Source organism: Bradyrhizobium guangxiense (assembly GCF_004114915.1).
Lineage (GTDB): Bacteria > Pseudomonadota > Alphaproteobacteria > Rhizobiales > Xanthobacteraceae > Bradyrhizobium > Bradyrhizobium guangxiense.
Genome location: NZ_CP022219.1, coordinates 7,050,224 through 7,065,370, shown reverse-complemented (window position 1 = coordinate 7,065,370; position 15,147 = coordinate 7,050,224). Strand labels below are relative to the sequence as shown.

General features: G+C 65.4%; 13 protein-coding genes. 6 read left to right on the top strand and 7 right to left on the bottom strand.

The features are described from left to right. The first annotated feature begins 71 nt into the window (after positions 1 to 71). The 3 genes from X268_RS33845 to X268_RS33835 all read left to right on the top strand — a co-directional run bounded on the left by X268_RS33845 (position 72) and on the right by X268_RS33835 (position 2,504). The gene (locus tag X268_RS33845; RefSeq protein WP_128928966.1) at positions 72 to 1,295 is read left to right on the top strand and encodes a divergent polysaccharide deacetylase family protein; all 1,224 of its coding nucleotides are present in this window, start codon (positions 72 to 74) and stop codon (positions 1,293 to 1,295) included. A 76-nt stretch (positions 1,296 to 1,371) separates the two neighbouring features. Next, positions 1,372 to 1,878, top strand: coding sequence for an RNA pyrophosphohydrolase (locus tag X268_RS33840; RefSeq protein ID WP_128928965.1), 507 nt, complete (start codon positions 1,372 to 1,374; stop codon positions 1,876 to 1,878). 125 nt (positions 1,879 to 2,003) lie between these two features. Further along, complete coding sequence (locus tag X268_RS33835) at positions 2,004 to 2,504, top strand: RNA pyrophosphohydrolase (protein WP_128928964.1); 501 nt, start codon at positions 2,004 to 2,006, stop codon at positions 2,502 to 2,504. 225 nt (positions 2,505 to 2,729) lie between these two features. Here X268_RS33835 and X268_RS33830 read toward each other — a convergent pair whose 3' ends face one another. The 6 genes from X268_RS33830 to X268_RS33805 form a co-directional block, all read right to left on the bottom strand. Continuing rightward, positions 2,730 to 4,409: an adenylate/guanylate cyclase domain-containing protein gene (locus X268_RS33830; protein ID WP_128928963.1), complete on the bottom strand. Its 1,680-nt coding sequence runs from the start codon at positions 4,407 to 4,409 to the stop codon at positions 2,730 to 2,732. A 149-nt stretch (positions 4,410 to 4,558) separates the two neighbouring features. After that, the gene (locus X268_RS33825) at positions 4,559 to 4,966 is read right to left on the bottom strand and encodes a F0F1 ATP synthase subunit epsilon (protein WP_128928962.1); all 408 of its coding nucleotides are present in this window, start codon (positions 4,964 to 4,966) and stop codon (positions 4,559 to 4,561) included. 137 nt (positions 4,967 to 5,103) lie between these two features. Continuing rightward, positions 5,104 to 6,537, bottom strand: coding sequence for a F0F1 ATP synthase subunit beta (atpD, locus tag X268_RS33820; RefSeq protein ID WP_027561880.1), 1,434 nt, complete (start codon positions 6,535 to 6,537; stop codon positions 5,104 to 5,106). Positions 6,538 to 6,620: 83 nt separating this feature from the next. Further along, on the bottom strand, positions 6,621 to 7,493 hold the full coding sequence (locus X268_RS33815; RefSeq protein ID WP_128928961.1) for a F0F1 ATP synthase subunit gamma: 873 nt from the start codon (positions 7,491 to 7,493) through the stop codon (positions 6,621 to 6,623). A 146-nt stretch (positions 7,494 to 7,639) separates the two neighbouring features. Continuing rightward, complete coding sequence (gene atpA / locus X268_RS33810) at positions 7,640 to 9,169, bottom strand: F0F1 ATP synthase subunit alpha (RefSeq protein ID WP_128928960.1); 1,530 nt, start codon at positions 9,167 to 9,169, stop codon at positions 7,640 to 7,642. Further along, positions 9,169 to 9,729: a F0F1 ATP synthase subunit delta gene (locus X268_RS33805; RefSeq protein ID WP_128928959.1), complete on the bottom strand. Its 561-nt coding sequence runs from the start codon at positions 9,727 to 9,729 to the stop codon at positions 9,169 to 9,171. Before X268_RS33805 ends, atpA begins: the two co-directional genes overlap by 1 nt. A 683-nt stretch (positions 9,730 to 10,412) precedes the next feature. On the opposite strand from X268_RS33805, the gene X268_RS33800 reads away from it, so the two are divergent. Then, entirely contained in the window at positions 10,413 to 10,910 is a 498-nt protein-coding gene (locus tag X268_RS33800; protein ID WP_128928958.1) for a septal ring lytic transglycosylase RlpA family protein, read from the top strand. Positions 10,911 to 11,141: 231 nt separating this feature from the next. Here X268_RS33800 and X268_RS33795 read toward each other — a convergent pair whose 3' ends face one another. Then, on the bottom strand, positions 11,142 to 13,352 hold the full coding sequence (locus tag X268_RS33795) for a primosomal protein N' (RefSeq protein ID WP_128928957.1): 2,211 nt from the start codon (positions 13,350 to 13,352) through the stop codon (positions 11,142 to 11,144). Between the two features lie 121 nt (positions 13,353 to 13,473). On the opposite strand from X268_RS33795, the gene X268_RS33790 reads away from it, so the two are divergent. Together X268_RS33790 and X268_RS33785 are read left to right on the top strand one after the other, a co-directional pair. Continuing rightward, on the top strand, positions 13,474 to 14,439 hold the full coding sequence (locus tag X268_RS33790; protein ID WP_128928956.1) for a tyrosine recombinase XerC: 966 nt from the start codon (positions 13,474 to 13,476) through the stop codon (positions 14,437 to 14,439). A 100-nt stretch (positions 14,440 to 14,539) separates the two neighbouring features. After that, entirely contained in the window at positions 14,540 to 15,130 is a 591-nt protein-coding gene (locus X268_RS33785) for a DUF4337 domain-containing protein (RefSeq protein WP_128928955.1), read from the top strand. The last annotated feature ends 17 nt before the right edge of the window (positions 15,131 to 15,147 follow it).

Genomic DNA, 15,147 nt, shown 5'->3' with positions numbered 1-15,147 from the left:
CCGGCCTATCCCGGCCTGCCGCCGCTTGACCTCGGCGTGGTATCGTCATTTGCAGTGATTCGGGATCGCGCATGACTGAAACGGCGGATGATCTGAGCGCCCCGCTCGGACAGGACAAGCCGCGCCGGAAACGCCGGCTGCGGCCACCGTTCACGGCCACGCAGCTGCTCGCGGTCCTGCTCAGCCTGTTCCTCGTCACCTTTGCCGGCTTCGCCATCTTCAACAAGGACCCGCTCGGCGGGGAGCCAATGACGCGGATCGCCATCCGCGCTCCCGATGCCACGGACGAGAAGCCGGCGGCCTCCGGCCACGGCTCGGAGAGCAAGCCGGAGGGCAAGCAAGGCACCCAGGAGGCCCCGAAGCAGGCCGCCCCCGGCGAGCACAAGACCGTCACCATGATCGACGGCTCCACCGGCGCCCGCCACGACGTGGTGATCGGGGGCGGCGATGCCGCCGACAAGGGCGAGGCGGCGTCCGCGCCGCCGCCCGTCATGGCCGGGATCAATCCGAAGCTGCTGGAGAAGTCACGCTACGGCATGATCCCGGTGGTCGCCGGCGACCTGAAGCCGTTCAACGTCTATGCGGCGGAGGCCGACCGCGCCAAGGCCGTTAAGATGCCCGTGGTGGCCATCGTGATCGGCGGGCTCGGCGTCGGCGCCGCCAAGACCCTAGATGCCATCATGAGGCTGCCGGCGGCGGTCACGCTGGCCTTCACGCCCTACGGCGCCGATCCCGGCAAGCTCGCCGAACGGGCCCGCGCGCAGCGCCACGAGATTTTCCTGCAGATTCCGATGGAGCCCTACGACTTCCCGGACAACGACCCGGGGCCGCAGACGCTGCTGACCTCGCTCAGCGCCGACCAGAACATGGACCGCCTGTACTGGCATCTGAGCCGGATGCAGGGCTATGCCGGCATCACCAATTTCATGGGCGCCCGCTTCATCGCCACGGAGCCGGCGATGCAGCCGATCATCCGCGAGGCTGCCAAGCGCGGCCTCGGCTTCTTCGACGACGGCTCCTCGCCCCGCAGCATCGCAGCCCCGGCCGCCGCGAACCAGGCCATGCCATTCGGCAAGGGCGACATCGCGATCGACGTGGTGCCGACCCCGACCGAGATCGACCGCGCCCTGAACAAGCTCGAATCGACGGCGCGCGAGCGCGGCGTCGCCGTCGGTACGGCCTCCGCGCTTCCCGTCTCGATCGAGCGTATCGCCGCCTGGACCAAAACGCTGGCCGACCGGGGTATTCTTTTGGTGCCATTGACAACCGCGATGCTGAAATCAAAATCCAGCTAAATCAACGAATTGGTCGGACACGGCTCTTCGCGGAACCGGTTAAGTCCTACCGACAGCACGCGAGAGGTCTGGCGGAATGGCGCGTTACGAGGATCTGCCCTACCGGACCTGCGTCGGCGTGATGCTGATCAATCCGAAGGGCCTGGTGTTCATCGGCCGCCGTGCCGGCGGCATCGAGCATGTCGACGACACCCATGTCTGGCAGATGCCGCAAGGCGGCGTCGATCCCGGCGAGGACACCTGGGAGGCCGCCAAGCGCGAGCTCTATGAGGAGACCAGCGTGCGCTCGGTCGAGCGGCTCGGCGAGGGCCCGGACTGGCTCACCTACGACATTCCCCGCACCGTCGCCGGGCGTGCCTGGAAAGGCCGCTACCGCGGCCAGCGCCAGAAATGGTACGCGGTGCGCTTCACCGGCAAGGACAGCGAGATCAACGTCGAGAAGCCCGGCGGCGGCGGCCACAAGGCCGAGTTCGTGAGCTGGCGCTGGGAGCCGATGCAGAACCTGACCGGACTGATCATCCCCTTCAAGCGCCCTGTCTACGAGCGCGTGGTGCAGGAATTTTCGTCGCTGGTGGAGGATTGACCTCCGCCGTCATTCCGGGGCACGCGAAGCGTGAACTATGGTGCGCAATTGCGCACCTGAGAATCTCGAGGTTCCGGGTTCGATGCTGCGCATCGCCCCGGAACGACGACGGAGAGCGAAAGCACATGCCCCATCAAAAACCCTACCGCCCCAACGTGGGCATCGCTCTCTTCAATGCCGACGGCCAAGTCCTGATCGGCCACCGCTTCAAGGGCGACGGGCCCGAGATCATCCTGCCGGGGCTCGACTGGCAGATGCCGCAGGGCGGCGTCGACGAGGGCGAGAACCTGCGCGACGCTGCGATGCGCGAGCTCTGGGAGGAGACCAACGTCGTCAGCGCGGACTATCTCGGCGAGACCGACTGGTTCACCTACGAATTCCCGCCTTACGACGGCCCGCAGACGCATCGCCTCGCCAAATTCCGCGGCCAGCGCCAGAAATGGTTCGCGCTGCGCTTCACCGGCCGCGACGAGGAGATCGACCCGCTGACACCGCGCAACGGCCAACCCGTGGAATTCGACGCCTGGCGCTGGGAGCGCCTCGACCACGTCGCCGACATCGTGGTGCCGTTCCGACGTGAGGTTTATCGGGCCGTGGCGCGAGAGTTCGCGGCCTTCGCAAACTAAAACCGCGAAAACAACCCCATGCACAGTAAGATGGGGTTTGAAATCGTTGGGGAATTTCGAACGAGATTTGGGGGGAAGGGAGCGCCGCGTTGGCTGAGGGCCAATCGGGCCAAAGCATCGCGCGCTAAAGCGCGATGAGATTTAGATGAATCGTCATCGCGCTTTAGGTTGTTGTTTGCGCATGATCTTCCCGGAAAACCGCTTCGCACTTTTCCGGATCATGCTTTAATTGATCGGACCGACCGTGAAGGGGCCGATGGCGATGACGTGGCAGTCGCTGTCGCGCTTGGCGCAATCGGCGAGCGCGGACTTGATTGCGGCCTGCTCGTCGGCGGCCTTGAGGCCGAGGCCAGGCCGGCCCGCGGTGCCGACGGCGACCGCGTTCCAGCCCATGGCATCACCGAGCTTGCGCACGACCTCGCCGCGCGCATCCACCACGATCGAGGGGTTGGCGGCGGCATTGAAGAAGCCGGTGATCCTGAACAGGGTCGGGATCGGTACGACGAAATTGTCGTCGATCGCAACCACCAGGCACGCCACGCCGGCAATCGCACCGCACGATTCCAGGGATCGCCGCGCCGCGTCCTCGGCGGACGAAGCGCCGAGCACCATGAAATATTGTCCGCCCGGTCCCAGCGCGACCGAGCGCGCCTTGGCCGCAGGCACGAAGATGTTCTCGAGCCGGACCTTCTGCGGCTCGCGCACCATCGGAAAAACCTTCGAGACAAAGGTTCGCTCGGTCATCGCATCGTGCCGGAAAAAGGGTGGCGGCGGCATCGGCGGCTTGCCATGCGCATAGACCACATTGTCGCCTACGGCGTAGAGCTCGCAGCGCCGCGGCGATTGCGCGGCATCGGCGCGCTTCTGGCACTGCTCGACCGCCATGTTGCGCGCGGCCTCCTCGCTCGCCTGGTTCAGCGCCGAGCCGGTGAAACCGCCGACATTGAGCGCGAAGGCCTTGTGGTCGCCGGAGCTCGCGTAGTCGCCGGCGAGGAAGTTGCGCACGCGCTCGTTGATGAAGGGCACGCTGTCGGCGGACAACTTTCCTGACATCGGTGAAGCCGATGGCGACGGCGTTGGCATCGGCGCCATTGCGGTGCCGGCATTCGAAGGCGTCATCGGCATCATCGGCGCCTTCACCATCTGCGTCGGCGTTGGGCTCGGCGCGGCTGCATTTGCAGTCGGCGCGGGACTGGGTGCAGAACTTGACGCCTGAGTTGGCGCCGCTGCGACACTCGCCGCCTGCTTGAGCTTGGTGTTGTAGAGAAAGCCGGTGACGCCGATCGCGACGGTCGAGACCACAGCCACCACCAGCGGCCACATCCACACCGGTGCGGCGGCCACCTTGGACGCCGCCTTCTTCAACTGCGGCTTGCCGTAGGTCCCGTCCTCGCGCCGCATCGCCACCATATAGGCATGCACCGGCGTCGGGATGTTCTTGACCTCCTGCGCGCCGATGTCGGCGAACTGCACCGAGAGCTTGTTGGCGACCTGCTCGTGCACGGCGCGCGAGACGCAGATGCCGCCGACCTCGGCGAGGCCCTCCAGCCGTGCCGCGATGTTGACGCCGTCGCCTAAGAGATCGCCGTCGCGCTCGACGACGTCGCCGATGGTGATGCCGATGCGGAACGACATCTGCCGGCTCGGCGGATAGGCCATGTTGCGGGTTCGCAGGGATTCCTGGATGTCGATCGCACAGCGCACCGCATCGACCGCGCTCGGGAATTCCGCCAGCACGGCATCGCCCGCCGTGTTGAAGATACGCCCGCCGACCTTGGCGATGAAATCGTCGACGACCTCGCGATAGGAGGCGAGGCGCCGCAGCGTCTCCTCCTCGTCTTCCGCGACCAATCTCGAATAACCGGCAATATCGGCCGCGAAAATCGCTGCGATCTTGCGTTTCATCTGCGACCGCCCCGGGACCAAATCCGCAAGGCAGAATGCCGCGATCGCCAGCGCGGTGCAACAAAGTTTCAGCGCCCGCCACGGTCGGTGACGAGCGCTGAACTATTTCAAGAATTTCGAGACTGGCCCCGGAGCGGATGCGCCGGGGCTTAGTGCATAGCCGTGGAGGTGAGCTGCTGCTGGATGCTCTTGTAGTGGTCGAGCCGCGCGATGGCGTTGTCGAGCTCGCCGCCTTCGTGCTCCTTCAGCCCCTCCTCCATCTCCGCGATCGTCTCGGCGAACTGGGCACGATCGAGCTCCTCCAGCGACGTCGCGACGTCGGCGAGCACGGTCAGGCCCTTCTCGGAGACTTCCGCGAGACCGCCGAGCACGATGATCTTCTCGTGCTTGCCGCCGGTGGTGATGGTGAGAATGCCGGGCCGGATCGCAGCCACGACCGGCGCATGCCCCGCCAGCACGCCGAAGTCACCCTCGACGCCGGGGATGTCGACCTGGTCGACCTCACCCGAGAAGGCGAGCTTTTCCGGAGAGACGAGATCGAAGTGGAAGGTGGCCATGGGCTATCCGTTGTTTTCCGCTTGTCCCCCGCGGGCTTGACCCGCGGGTCCATCCATCAAAATTCTTAACTGATGGATTGCCGGGGCTTCGGTTCGAAGACGCGCTTCGCGCTTCAGCCCGGCAATGACACCTAGAATTAGGCCGCTTCCGCCGCCAGCTTCTTGCCCTTCTCGACCGCCTCTTCGATGGTGCCGACCATGTAGAAGGCGGCTTCCGGCAGGTGGTCGTACTTGCCTTCCACCAGGCCCTTGAAGCCCTTGATGGTGTCGGCGAGGTCGACGAACTTGCCCGGCGAGCCGGTGAAGATTTCGGCGACGTGGAACGGCTGCGACATGAAGCGCTCGACCTTGCGAGCGCGGGCCACGGTCAGCTTGTCCTCTTCCGAAAGCTCGTCCATGCCGAGAATGGCGATGATGTCCTGGAGCGCCTTGTAGCGCTGCAGCACCTGCTGGACCTGGCGGGCGACGGCGTAGTGCTCCTCGCCGACGACCAGCGGCGAGAGCATGCGCGAGGTCGAGTCGAGCGGGTCCACCGCGGGGTAGATGCCCTTTTCGGCGATCGAGCGCGACAGCGTGGTGGTCGCGTCAAGATGCGCGAACGAGGTCGCCGGCGCCGGATCGGTCAAGTCGTCGGCCGGAACGTAGATGGCCTGCACCGAGGTGATCGAGCCCTTCTGCGTGGTGGTGATGCGCTCCTGCAGCGCGCCCATGTCGGTCGCGAGCGTCGGCTGATAACCCACCGCCGAAGGAATACGACCGAGGAGCGCCGACACTTCCGAGCCGGCCTGGGTGAAGCGGAAGATGTTGTCGACGAAGAACAGCACGTCCTGGCCCTGGTCGCGGAAGTCTTCCGCGATGGTGAGGCCGGTGAGCGCGACGCGGGCGCGGGCGCCGGGGGGCTCGTTCATCTGACCGAACACCAGCGCGCACTTCGACTTCACGCTCGGATCCGGGTTCTTCGGATCGGCGTTGACCTTGGACTCGATGAACTCGTGATAGAGGTCGTTGCCCTCACGAGTACGCTCGCCGACGCCGGCGAACACGGAGTAACCACCGTGCGCCTTCGCGACGTTGTTGATCAGCTCCTGAATCAGCACGGTCTTGCCGACGCCGGCGCCGCCGAACAGGCCGATCTTGCCGCCCTTGGCGTAGGGCGCGAGCAGGTCGACGACCTTGATGCCGGTGACAAGAATTTCAGCTTCGGTGGACTGGTCGGTGTAGGTCGGCGCTTCCTGGTGGATCGCGCGCAGGCCTTCGGTCTTGACCGGACCGGCTTCGTCGATCGGCTCCCCGATGACGTTGATGATGCGGCCGAGCGTGCCTTCGCCGACGGGAACGCGGATCGGCGCACCGGTGTCGGTCACTTCCTGGCCGCGGACCAGACCTTCGGTGGTGTCCATTGCGATGGTGCGCACGGTGGACTCGCCGAGATGCTGGGCGACTTCGAGGACCAGGCGGTTGCCGCCGTTCTTGGTCTCGAGCGAATTGAGAATGGCCGGGAGGTGGCCTTCGAACTGCACGTCGACGACGGCGCCGATGACCTGGGTGACGCGACCGACCTGGGCTGCCATTGAATGTCTCCTTCGATCCGAACTTTTAGTCTGCGGTCAGCTTGACCGTGATGTTGCGTTTGATGGGAACTGAAGCGCCTTGGTCAGACGGCTTCGGCGCCCGAGATGATTTCGATCAATTCCTTGGTGATCTGCGCCTGACGCGTGCGGTTGTAGACCAGCGTCTGCTTGCGGATCATTTCACCGGCGTTGCGCGTCGCGTTGTCCATCGCGCTCATCTGCGCGCCGTAGAACGAGGCGTTGTTCTCGAGCAGCGCGCGGAAGATCTGGACCGCGAGGTTGCGCGGCAGCAGGCGGGTGAGGATCTCGTCCTCCTCGGGCTCGTATTCGTAAGCCGTCGTGTTGGTGCTACCTGCCTCCTCGACCACCAGCGGGATGATCTGCTGGGCGGTCGGGATCTGCGCGATCACCGACTTGAAGCGGGAATAGAACAGCGTGCAGACGTCGAACTCACCGTTGTCGAACCGCGCCAGGACTTTCTTGGCGATGTCCTCGGCATTGACGAAGCCGAGCTGGCGGACGCTGCGCAAGTCGAGGTGTTCGATGATCTGCTTGTCGAACTGACGGCGGAGCTGCTCGTAACCCTTGCGGCCGACGCAGAAGAACTTCACGTCCTTGCCCTGCGCCATCAGCGCCAAGGCGCGCTCGCGCGCTAGGCGCACGATCGAGGAGTTGAAGGCGCCAGACAGACCGCGCTCGCCGGTGCAGACCAGCAGCAGGTGAACCTGGTCGCGGCCGGTGCCGGCCAGCAGCACGGGCGCGCCGGGCGAGCCCGCGGCGGCGCTGGCGATGTTGGAGATCACCGCGCTCATCTTGTCGGCATAGGGACGCGCCGCTTCCGCGGCGGTCTGCGCACGGCGCAGCTTGGAGGCGGCGACCATCTGCATGGCCTTGGTGATCTTCTGCGTCGCCTTGGTGGAGGCGATGCGGACGCGCATGTCTTTAAGTGACGCCATTTCTTCGTTCACCCCGGCGGTTCGACCAATATGCCGGACCGCTAGCCTGTCCCTATCGCAATGCCCGGCCGGGCGCCGGGCACGCTTCTTATTGCTTTGCTTCTCGCGAAACGGTCACGGCCGGAAGGATCCGGCCATGCCTTAAGTTACGCGAAGCTCTTCGCAAAACCTTCGACCACCGACTTCAGCTTTGCAGCCACGTCGTCGGAGAGGTCGCGGGAGTCGCGGATCGCGTTGAGGATCTCGACGTTCTTGCCGCGCAGCAGCGAGAGCAGACCGTCCTCGAACGCACGCACCTTGTTGAGCGGGAGCGGATCGAGATAGCCGTTGGTGCCGGCCCAGATCACGCAGACCTGCTCTTCCATCTTCAGCGGCGCGAACTGCGGCTGCTTCAAGAGCTCGGTGAGGCGCGAGCCGCGGTTGAGCAGGCGCTGGGTCGAGGCGTCAAGGTCGGAGCCGAACTGCGCGAACGCCGCCATTTCGCGGTACTGCGCGAGCTCGCCCTTGATCTTGCCGGCGACCTTCTTGGTGGCCTTGGTCTGCGCGGACGAACCAACGCGCGACACCGACAGACCGACGTTCACCGCGGGACGGATGCCCTGGAAGAACAGATCGGTTTCCAGGAAGATCTGGCCGTCGGTGATCGAGATGACGTTGGTCGGGATGTAGGCCGACACGTCGTTGGCCTGGGTTTCGATGACCGGCAGCGCCGTCAGCGAGCCCGAGCCCTGGTCCTTGTTCAGCTTCGCCGCGCGCTCGAGCAGGCGGGAGTGCAGATAGAACACGTCGCCGGGATAGGCTTCGCGGCCCGGCGGGCGGCGCAGCAGCAGCGACATCTGGCGGTAGGCAACGGCCTGCTTGGACAAATCGTCATAGATGATCACGGCGTGCATGCCGTTGTCGCGGAAGTACTCGCCCATGGTGCAGCCGGTGAACGGCGCGATGTACTGCATCGGCGCCGGATCGGAGGCGGTGGCGGCGACGACGATCGAATATTCGAGCGCGCCCTGCTCTTCCAGAACCTTCACGAACTGGGCGACGGTCGAACGCTTCTGGCCGACCGCGACGTAGACGCAGTACAGCTTGATGTTCTCGTCGGGCTGCGAATTGAGCGGCTTCTGGTTCAGAATGGTGTCGAGCGCGATCGCGGTCTTGCCGGTCTGACGGTCGCCGATGATCAATTCGCGCTGGCCGCGGCCGATCGGGATCAGGGCATCGATCGCCTTGAGGCCGGTCGCCATCGGCTCGTTCACCGACTTGCGCGGAATGATGCCGGGCGCCTTGACGTCGACGCGCATGCGCTTGTCAGCCTGGATCGGACCCTTGCCGTCGATGGGATTGCCGAGCGCGTCGACGACGCGGCCGAGCAGACCCTTGCCGACCGGCGCGTCCACGATGGCGCGGGTGCGCTTGACGGTCTGGCCTTCCTTGATCTCGCGGTCGGCACCGAAAATAACGACACCGACGTTATCGGTTTCGAGATTCAGCGCCATGCCGCGGGTGCCGTTCTCGAACTCGACCATTTCACCGGCCTGGACGTTGTCCAGACCGTAGACGCGGGCGATACCGTCGCCGACGGACAGCACCTGTCCGACTTCGGAGACTTCAGCTTCCTGGCCGAAATTCTTGATCTGGTCCTTGAGGATCGCGGAAATTTCCGCGGCGCGGATGTCCATCAGCCTGCCTCTTTCATCGCGTGCTTGATCGCATTGAGTTTGGTGCGAAGCGAACCATCGACCATGCGGCTGCCCAGCTTGACGACGAGGCCACCGATGATCGCGGGATCGACTTTCACGTTCAGCGCGACGTCCTTGCCGGTCACCGACTTCAGGGCAACCTTGAGGGCGTCGAGATTCTTGTCAGAGAGCGCTTCGGCCACCGTGACGTCGGCCGTCGTCTCGCCCTTGAACTTGGCGACGAGGGCGCGATAGGCGCGAATGACGTCGGCCACCGCGAACAGGCGGCGGTTGGCGGTCAGCACTTTCAGGAAATTGGCGGAGATGCCGGCGATACCGGCCTTGGCCAGGACGGCGCCGAGCGCCTTGGACTGGGCGTCGGCCGCGAACACCGGGCTGCGGACGAGGCGCTTGAGATCGGCACTCTCGTTCAGCAAGGCTTCGAATTTGTCGAGATCGGCTTTGACCTCATCGACCACCTTCTGGTCGCGGGCCAGTTCAAACAAGGCCGTTGCATAACGGCCGGACACACCTGAAACGGACGTATCTTCTGCAGCCACAGACGCGCTCTTTTTGCTGTCAAACTCGCAAGGGAAAAACCGTCGCCACAAAGCGGCGCCTAGCGATCCAAGCCCTTGGAATTCAAGCGGGACTTCGATTTTCGACCAGCACGGGACGTGCCGGGCTCGTTAAAATCGCGGCTTTGCTAACATAGCAGGCGCGCAGGTGCAACATGACGCCAAATTAAAGGCACGAGGTTCTGTCGCCAGTTCGTCGCATGTTGCGACACATCGATCACCGCCTGACCCGCAGACCGGACCGGGACTGGATCAAGGACTTGGACGACACCTGCCGCGCCGCGGAATTGGCGAGGCCGTCGCGGCCCTCCCCCGGTGTTGGTTCCTGCCCTCAGCGCATAGCGGCCATGAACACGGATCGCTGAGGCGTGATTCCGGCTCCCTCAGCTCCACTCGCTGAATACTTACCCAATTCTAAACGCGGGGGGCGATGACTTCGTTTTACAGTATTCGATAGTAATGAATAGCTTAATGAATCGTTAAAGCCGAAGATTACGGAACATCGGCTGAATATCGGCGGTCGGTAACAAGATATTTCATGGCGACACAGAACGGATTTACTGCCCAATTCACGCCGCATTGGGAATCGAAACGCCAAAGCGCTCACAAACTGATGGGGGCTCCACTAGCCACATATGTGGCAATACTAGCTTAGGGACCACTAAATGCTGTCTTTGAAGACGCTGGGCTTTGCGACCCGGCCACGCACGGCGATTGCTTTCATTGCCGCAACTCTCCTCATCGGTGGAACTGCCACCGAAGCTTCCGCCAAATCCCGCCACCACAGGCATCATCATCGCCACCACGCACAGACCGACGCCAACCCGACCTCCGACTGGCGCAACGCCAACGCGTTGATGACGCCGACCTCGGGCACGGGCCGCAGCTTCTCCGGCATGGCGTCCTATTACGGCAACGAGTCCGGCAGCCGCACGGCCTCGGGCGCGCGTTTCAATCAGAACGCCCTGACCGCGGCGCACCGCTCGCTGCCGTTCGGCACCAAGCTGCGCGTCACCCATCGTGGCCAGAGTGTCGTCGTCACCATTAATGACCGCGGCCCGTTCATTCGCGGCCGGGTTCTCGACCTCTCCACCGGTGCCGCCCGCGCCATCGGCCTCACCGGCGCCGGCGTCGGCCGCGTCACCGCGGAGGTCGTCTCCTAAGGCGCGATCCGCGTCTTGAGCGAACGCGCAGTTTTCATCAGTTTGCTGCGCACGTGAAACAAGCCCGCGGTCTTGGGGGACCGCGGGCTTTTTTACGTCCTGTCATTCCGGGGCACGCGCAGCGTGAACCCGGAATCCATCAGGCGGCAGAGTTGGTGGACGAATGGATTCCGGGCTCGCGACTTCGTCGCGCCCCGGAATGACGGAGGAGGATGTGGCTGCGGGCAGCCGTTACAAAAAACTCTGCGGATCGACGTCGACTTCGAGCTTCTGATTGCCTGTCGGCTTCGGGCAGACCGCGAGCCAGTTGCGCAAATAGTCCGACAGATCGAAACCGCGGGCCGATTTCACCAGGATGCGGAAGCGGTAGCGGCCCTTGATGACGGCGAGCGGCGCTTCCGCCGGGCCGAGCACCACGACGCGCTCGTCGCGCGGCGCCAGCGCGACGAGCCGGCGGCCGAGACCTTCGGCGCTCGGGCGATCGCCGGCGGAGATGATCAGGCTGGCGAGCCGGCCGAACGGCGGATACAGCGTCTTCTCGCGCAGCTCGATCTCGCTGTCGTAGAAGGCCTCGCGGTCGCAGGCGATCAGCGCGCGCATCACGGGATGATCGGGCTGGTGCGTCTGCAGATAGCCGACGCCGCGGCCCTGCTCGCGCCCGGCGCGGCCGATCACCTGGTTGAGCAATTGCCAGGTGCGTTCCGCCGCACGCGGATCGCCGTTGCTGAGGCCCAGATCCGCATCGACCACACCGACCAGATTGAGCCGCGGAAAATTGTGACCCTTTGCCACCAGCTGCGTGCCGATGATGATGTCGACGCGGCCTTCCGCGATCTCAGCAAGCTCGCTGCGCATCGTCTCGATCGAGGTGATGAGATCGCTCGACAGCACCATGGTGCGGGCTTGCGGAAACAGCGCAGCCGCTTCCTCCTGCAGGCGCTCGACGCCGGGCCCGACCGCGACCAGCGATTCCTCCGCCGAACAGTTCGGGCAGAGATGCGGGCGCGGCATCGAGAAGCCGCAATGGTGACAGACCAGGCGCTGGCGGAAGCGATGATCGACCAGCCAGGCATCGCAGATGGTGCAGGCGAAGCGATGGCCGCAGGCCCGGCACAGCGTCAGCGGCGCATAGCCGCGGCGGTTGAGGAACAACAGCGCCTGCTCGCGCTTCTCGATCGCGCCTCTGATCTCGCCGGCGAGGCGCGGCGAGATGAAGCGGCCGCGTGCCGGCGGCTCGCGCCGCAGGGCGATCGCCTCGATATGCGGCATGTGCTGGCCACCGAAGCGTGAGGGCAGCGCGATGCGCTGATAGCGGTTCTTGCGCGCATTGACCTCGGATTCGACCGACGGCGTCGCGGAGGCCAGCACGACCGGAATCTTGGCGATATGCGCGCGCACCACCGCCATGTCGCGGGCGTGATAATGCACGCCCTCGTCCTGCTTGTAGGCCTGATCGTGCTCTTCATCGACGACGATCAGGCCGAGATTGGCGTAAGGCAGAAACAGCGCCGAACGCGCGCCGACCACGACCGGCGCGGTTCCTTCGGAGATCGCCGCCCAATTGCGCGCGCGGGTGCGCGGGGTGAGCTCGGAATGCCACTCGATCGGCCGCACGCCGAAGCGCTGCGCGAAGCGATCGAGGAACTGGCCGGTGAGCGCGATCTCCGGCATCAAGATCAGCGATTGCCTGCCGCGGCGGATCGCTTCCGCGACCGCCTCGAAATAGACCTCTGTCTTGCCCGAGCCGGTGACGCCGTCGAGCAGCGCGACGTGGAAGGTGCCGTTGGCGGCGAGCGCGCGCATGGTGTCGACCGCGGCGCGTTGCAGCGGTGTGAAATCCGGCCGGCCGAAATCCGGATCGGGCGCGGGCGGCGGCAGCGGTGGCGGCATCGGCTCGACCGTGAGCGTGCCTTCATCGACGAGGCCGTCGATCACGCCCGAGGAGACGCCGGCTTCCTTGGCCGCTTCGGACTTGCCATGCAGCAGCCGGTCCGACAGCACCTCGATCACGCGCTGGCGGGCGGGCGTCAGCCGCCTGGGCGGATCACCGGTCAGGCGCACGCCGGGCCGCACCCGCTCGGGGCCGAGATTCTCGCCCATCCGCAGGCACATGCGCAGCACCATGCCGCGCGGGCTCAGCGTGTAATTGGCGACCCAGTCGACCACGGATCGCAGCTCGGGCTTGAGCGGCGGGATGTCGAGCTTCTCGCTGACCTCCTTGAGGCGGTTGTGCAGGCGCGGATCGGGATTGGCGTTTTCGCCCCAGACCACGGCGAGCACCTCGCGCGGCCCGAGCGGCACGCCGACGAGATCGCCCGCCTTCAGCGTCATGCCGCGCGGCACCTTGTAGGAATAGGTCTGGTCGAGCGCGACCGGCACCAGCACGTCGACCATGCCGGTCGAGTTGGTGGGGGCGGCCGTGCTGCGCGACGAATGATCCATCAACGGTCTTTGGGGGAGAATCGGAACCCGGGGCCTCAAGGCTAGCGCCCTCGCGCGGCCTTAGCGAACGATAAACGAGTGGGATGCGATATACTGAGCGGAATCATTCCGTCCAGAGCGCATGAGCAAAGCCGCCGCACCAACAATCGAGCTCGCCAGCGCCGACCCCTCGCTCGCGCAGGAGATGGCACGCTGGCTGGCGCATCTCGGCGCCGAGCGGCGGCTGTCGCCGAAGACGCTGGAGGCCTATGGCCGCGACTTAAGGCAGTGCCTGGATTTTCTCTGCAATCATTGGGGCGAGCGCGTGACGCTCAAGCGCTTCGCCGCGCTGGAGGCGACCGACGTGCGCGCCTTCATGGCGATGCGCCGCGCCGACGACATCGCCGGCCGCAGCCTGATGCGCGCGCTTGCGGGCCTGCGCTCGTTCGGCCGCTTCCTCGAACGAGAAGGCAAAGGCAAGGTCGGCGCACTCTCTGCCATTCGCGCGCCAAAAGTCGCAAAAAGCCTGCCGAAGCCGTTGCCGATGGCATCGGCAAAACGTCTTGCCGATGCCGACGAGCGCGCCGGCGAGGACCGCGAGACCTGGATCCTTGCGCGCGATGCCGCAGTGATGGCGCTCCTGTACGGCTCCGGCCTGCGCATCTCCGAAGCGCTCGGCCTGAAGCGCCGCGAGGTGCCGCGGCCCGGCGAAGGCGACGTGCTGGTCGTCACAGGCAAGGGCAACAAGACCCGCATGGTGCCGGTGCTGCAGAACGTGCTCGAGCTGGTGCACGAGTACGTTGCGATGTGCCCCTATCCGCTGCCGGCGGAAGGGCCGATCTTCGTCGGCGCGCGCGGCGGTCCCTTGAGCCCGCGCATCATCCAGCTCGCGATGGAGCGGCTGCGCGGCGCGCTCGGGCTGCCCGACAGCGCCACGCCGCACGCGCTGCGGCACTCCTTCGCCACGCATCTGCTCTCGCGCGGCGGCGACCTGCGCGCGATCCAGGAATTGCTCGGCCATTCCTCGCTCTCGACCACGCAGGTCTATACCGGCATCGATTCCGAGCGGCTGCTCGAAGTGTATGCGAGCGCGCATCCGCGGCGGTGAATGGCCGCTGAATCCTGACATGAAGCTGTCATAGCGGTCAGGCCTCTTGCGCAGGCCGCGCGGTTCGGTCAATCGTTGCGGCACCGAACCGGAGGGAATCATGAGCGCACACGAAAGCATGGAGCATGCCGAGCACGCCGAACACGCGTCCGGCTCGAACAAGAAGATCGCGCTCCTGATCGCGGTGCTGGCGCTGTTCCTGGCGGTGTCGGAGACGCTCGGCAAGGGCGCCCAGACCGAATCGATCAGCAAGAACGTCGAAGCCGCCAATCTCTGGGCGTTCTTCCAGGCCAAGAGCATCCGCCGCACCGTGGTGGTGACCGCAGCCGAGCAGGGCAAGCTGACGCTGGCTGGCACGGCCGACGACGCCATCAAGGCAACGGTGCAGAAGCAGGTCGACGACTGGACCAAGACCGCGGCACGCTACCGCTCCGAGCCGGAGACCGGTGAAGGCACCGAGCAGCTCGCGGAGAAGGCCAAGCACGCCGAGCACGACCGCGACGAGGCGACCGCGAAATACCATCATTTCGAGCTGGCCTCGGCCGCCTTCCAGATCGGCATCGTGCTGGCCTCGGCCACCATCATCACCGGCATGTTCGCGCTGGCCTATGTCAGCGGCATCCTGACGCTCGCCGGCCTGTTCATGACCGGGCTCGGCCTGTGGTGGCCGCATTTGTTGCATTTGCACTGAGGGCTGTGTGTGGCGCG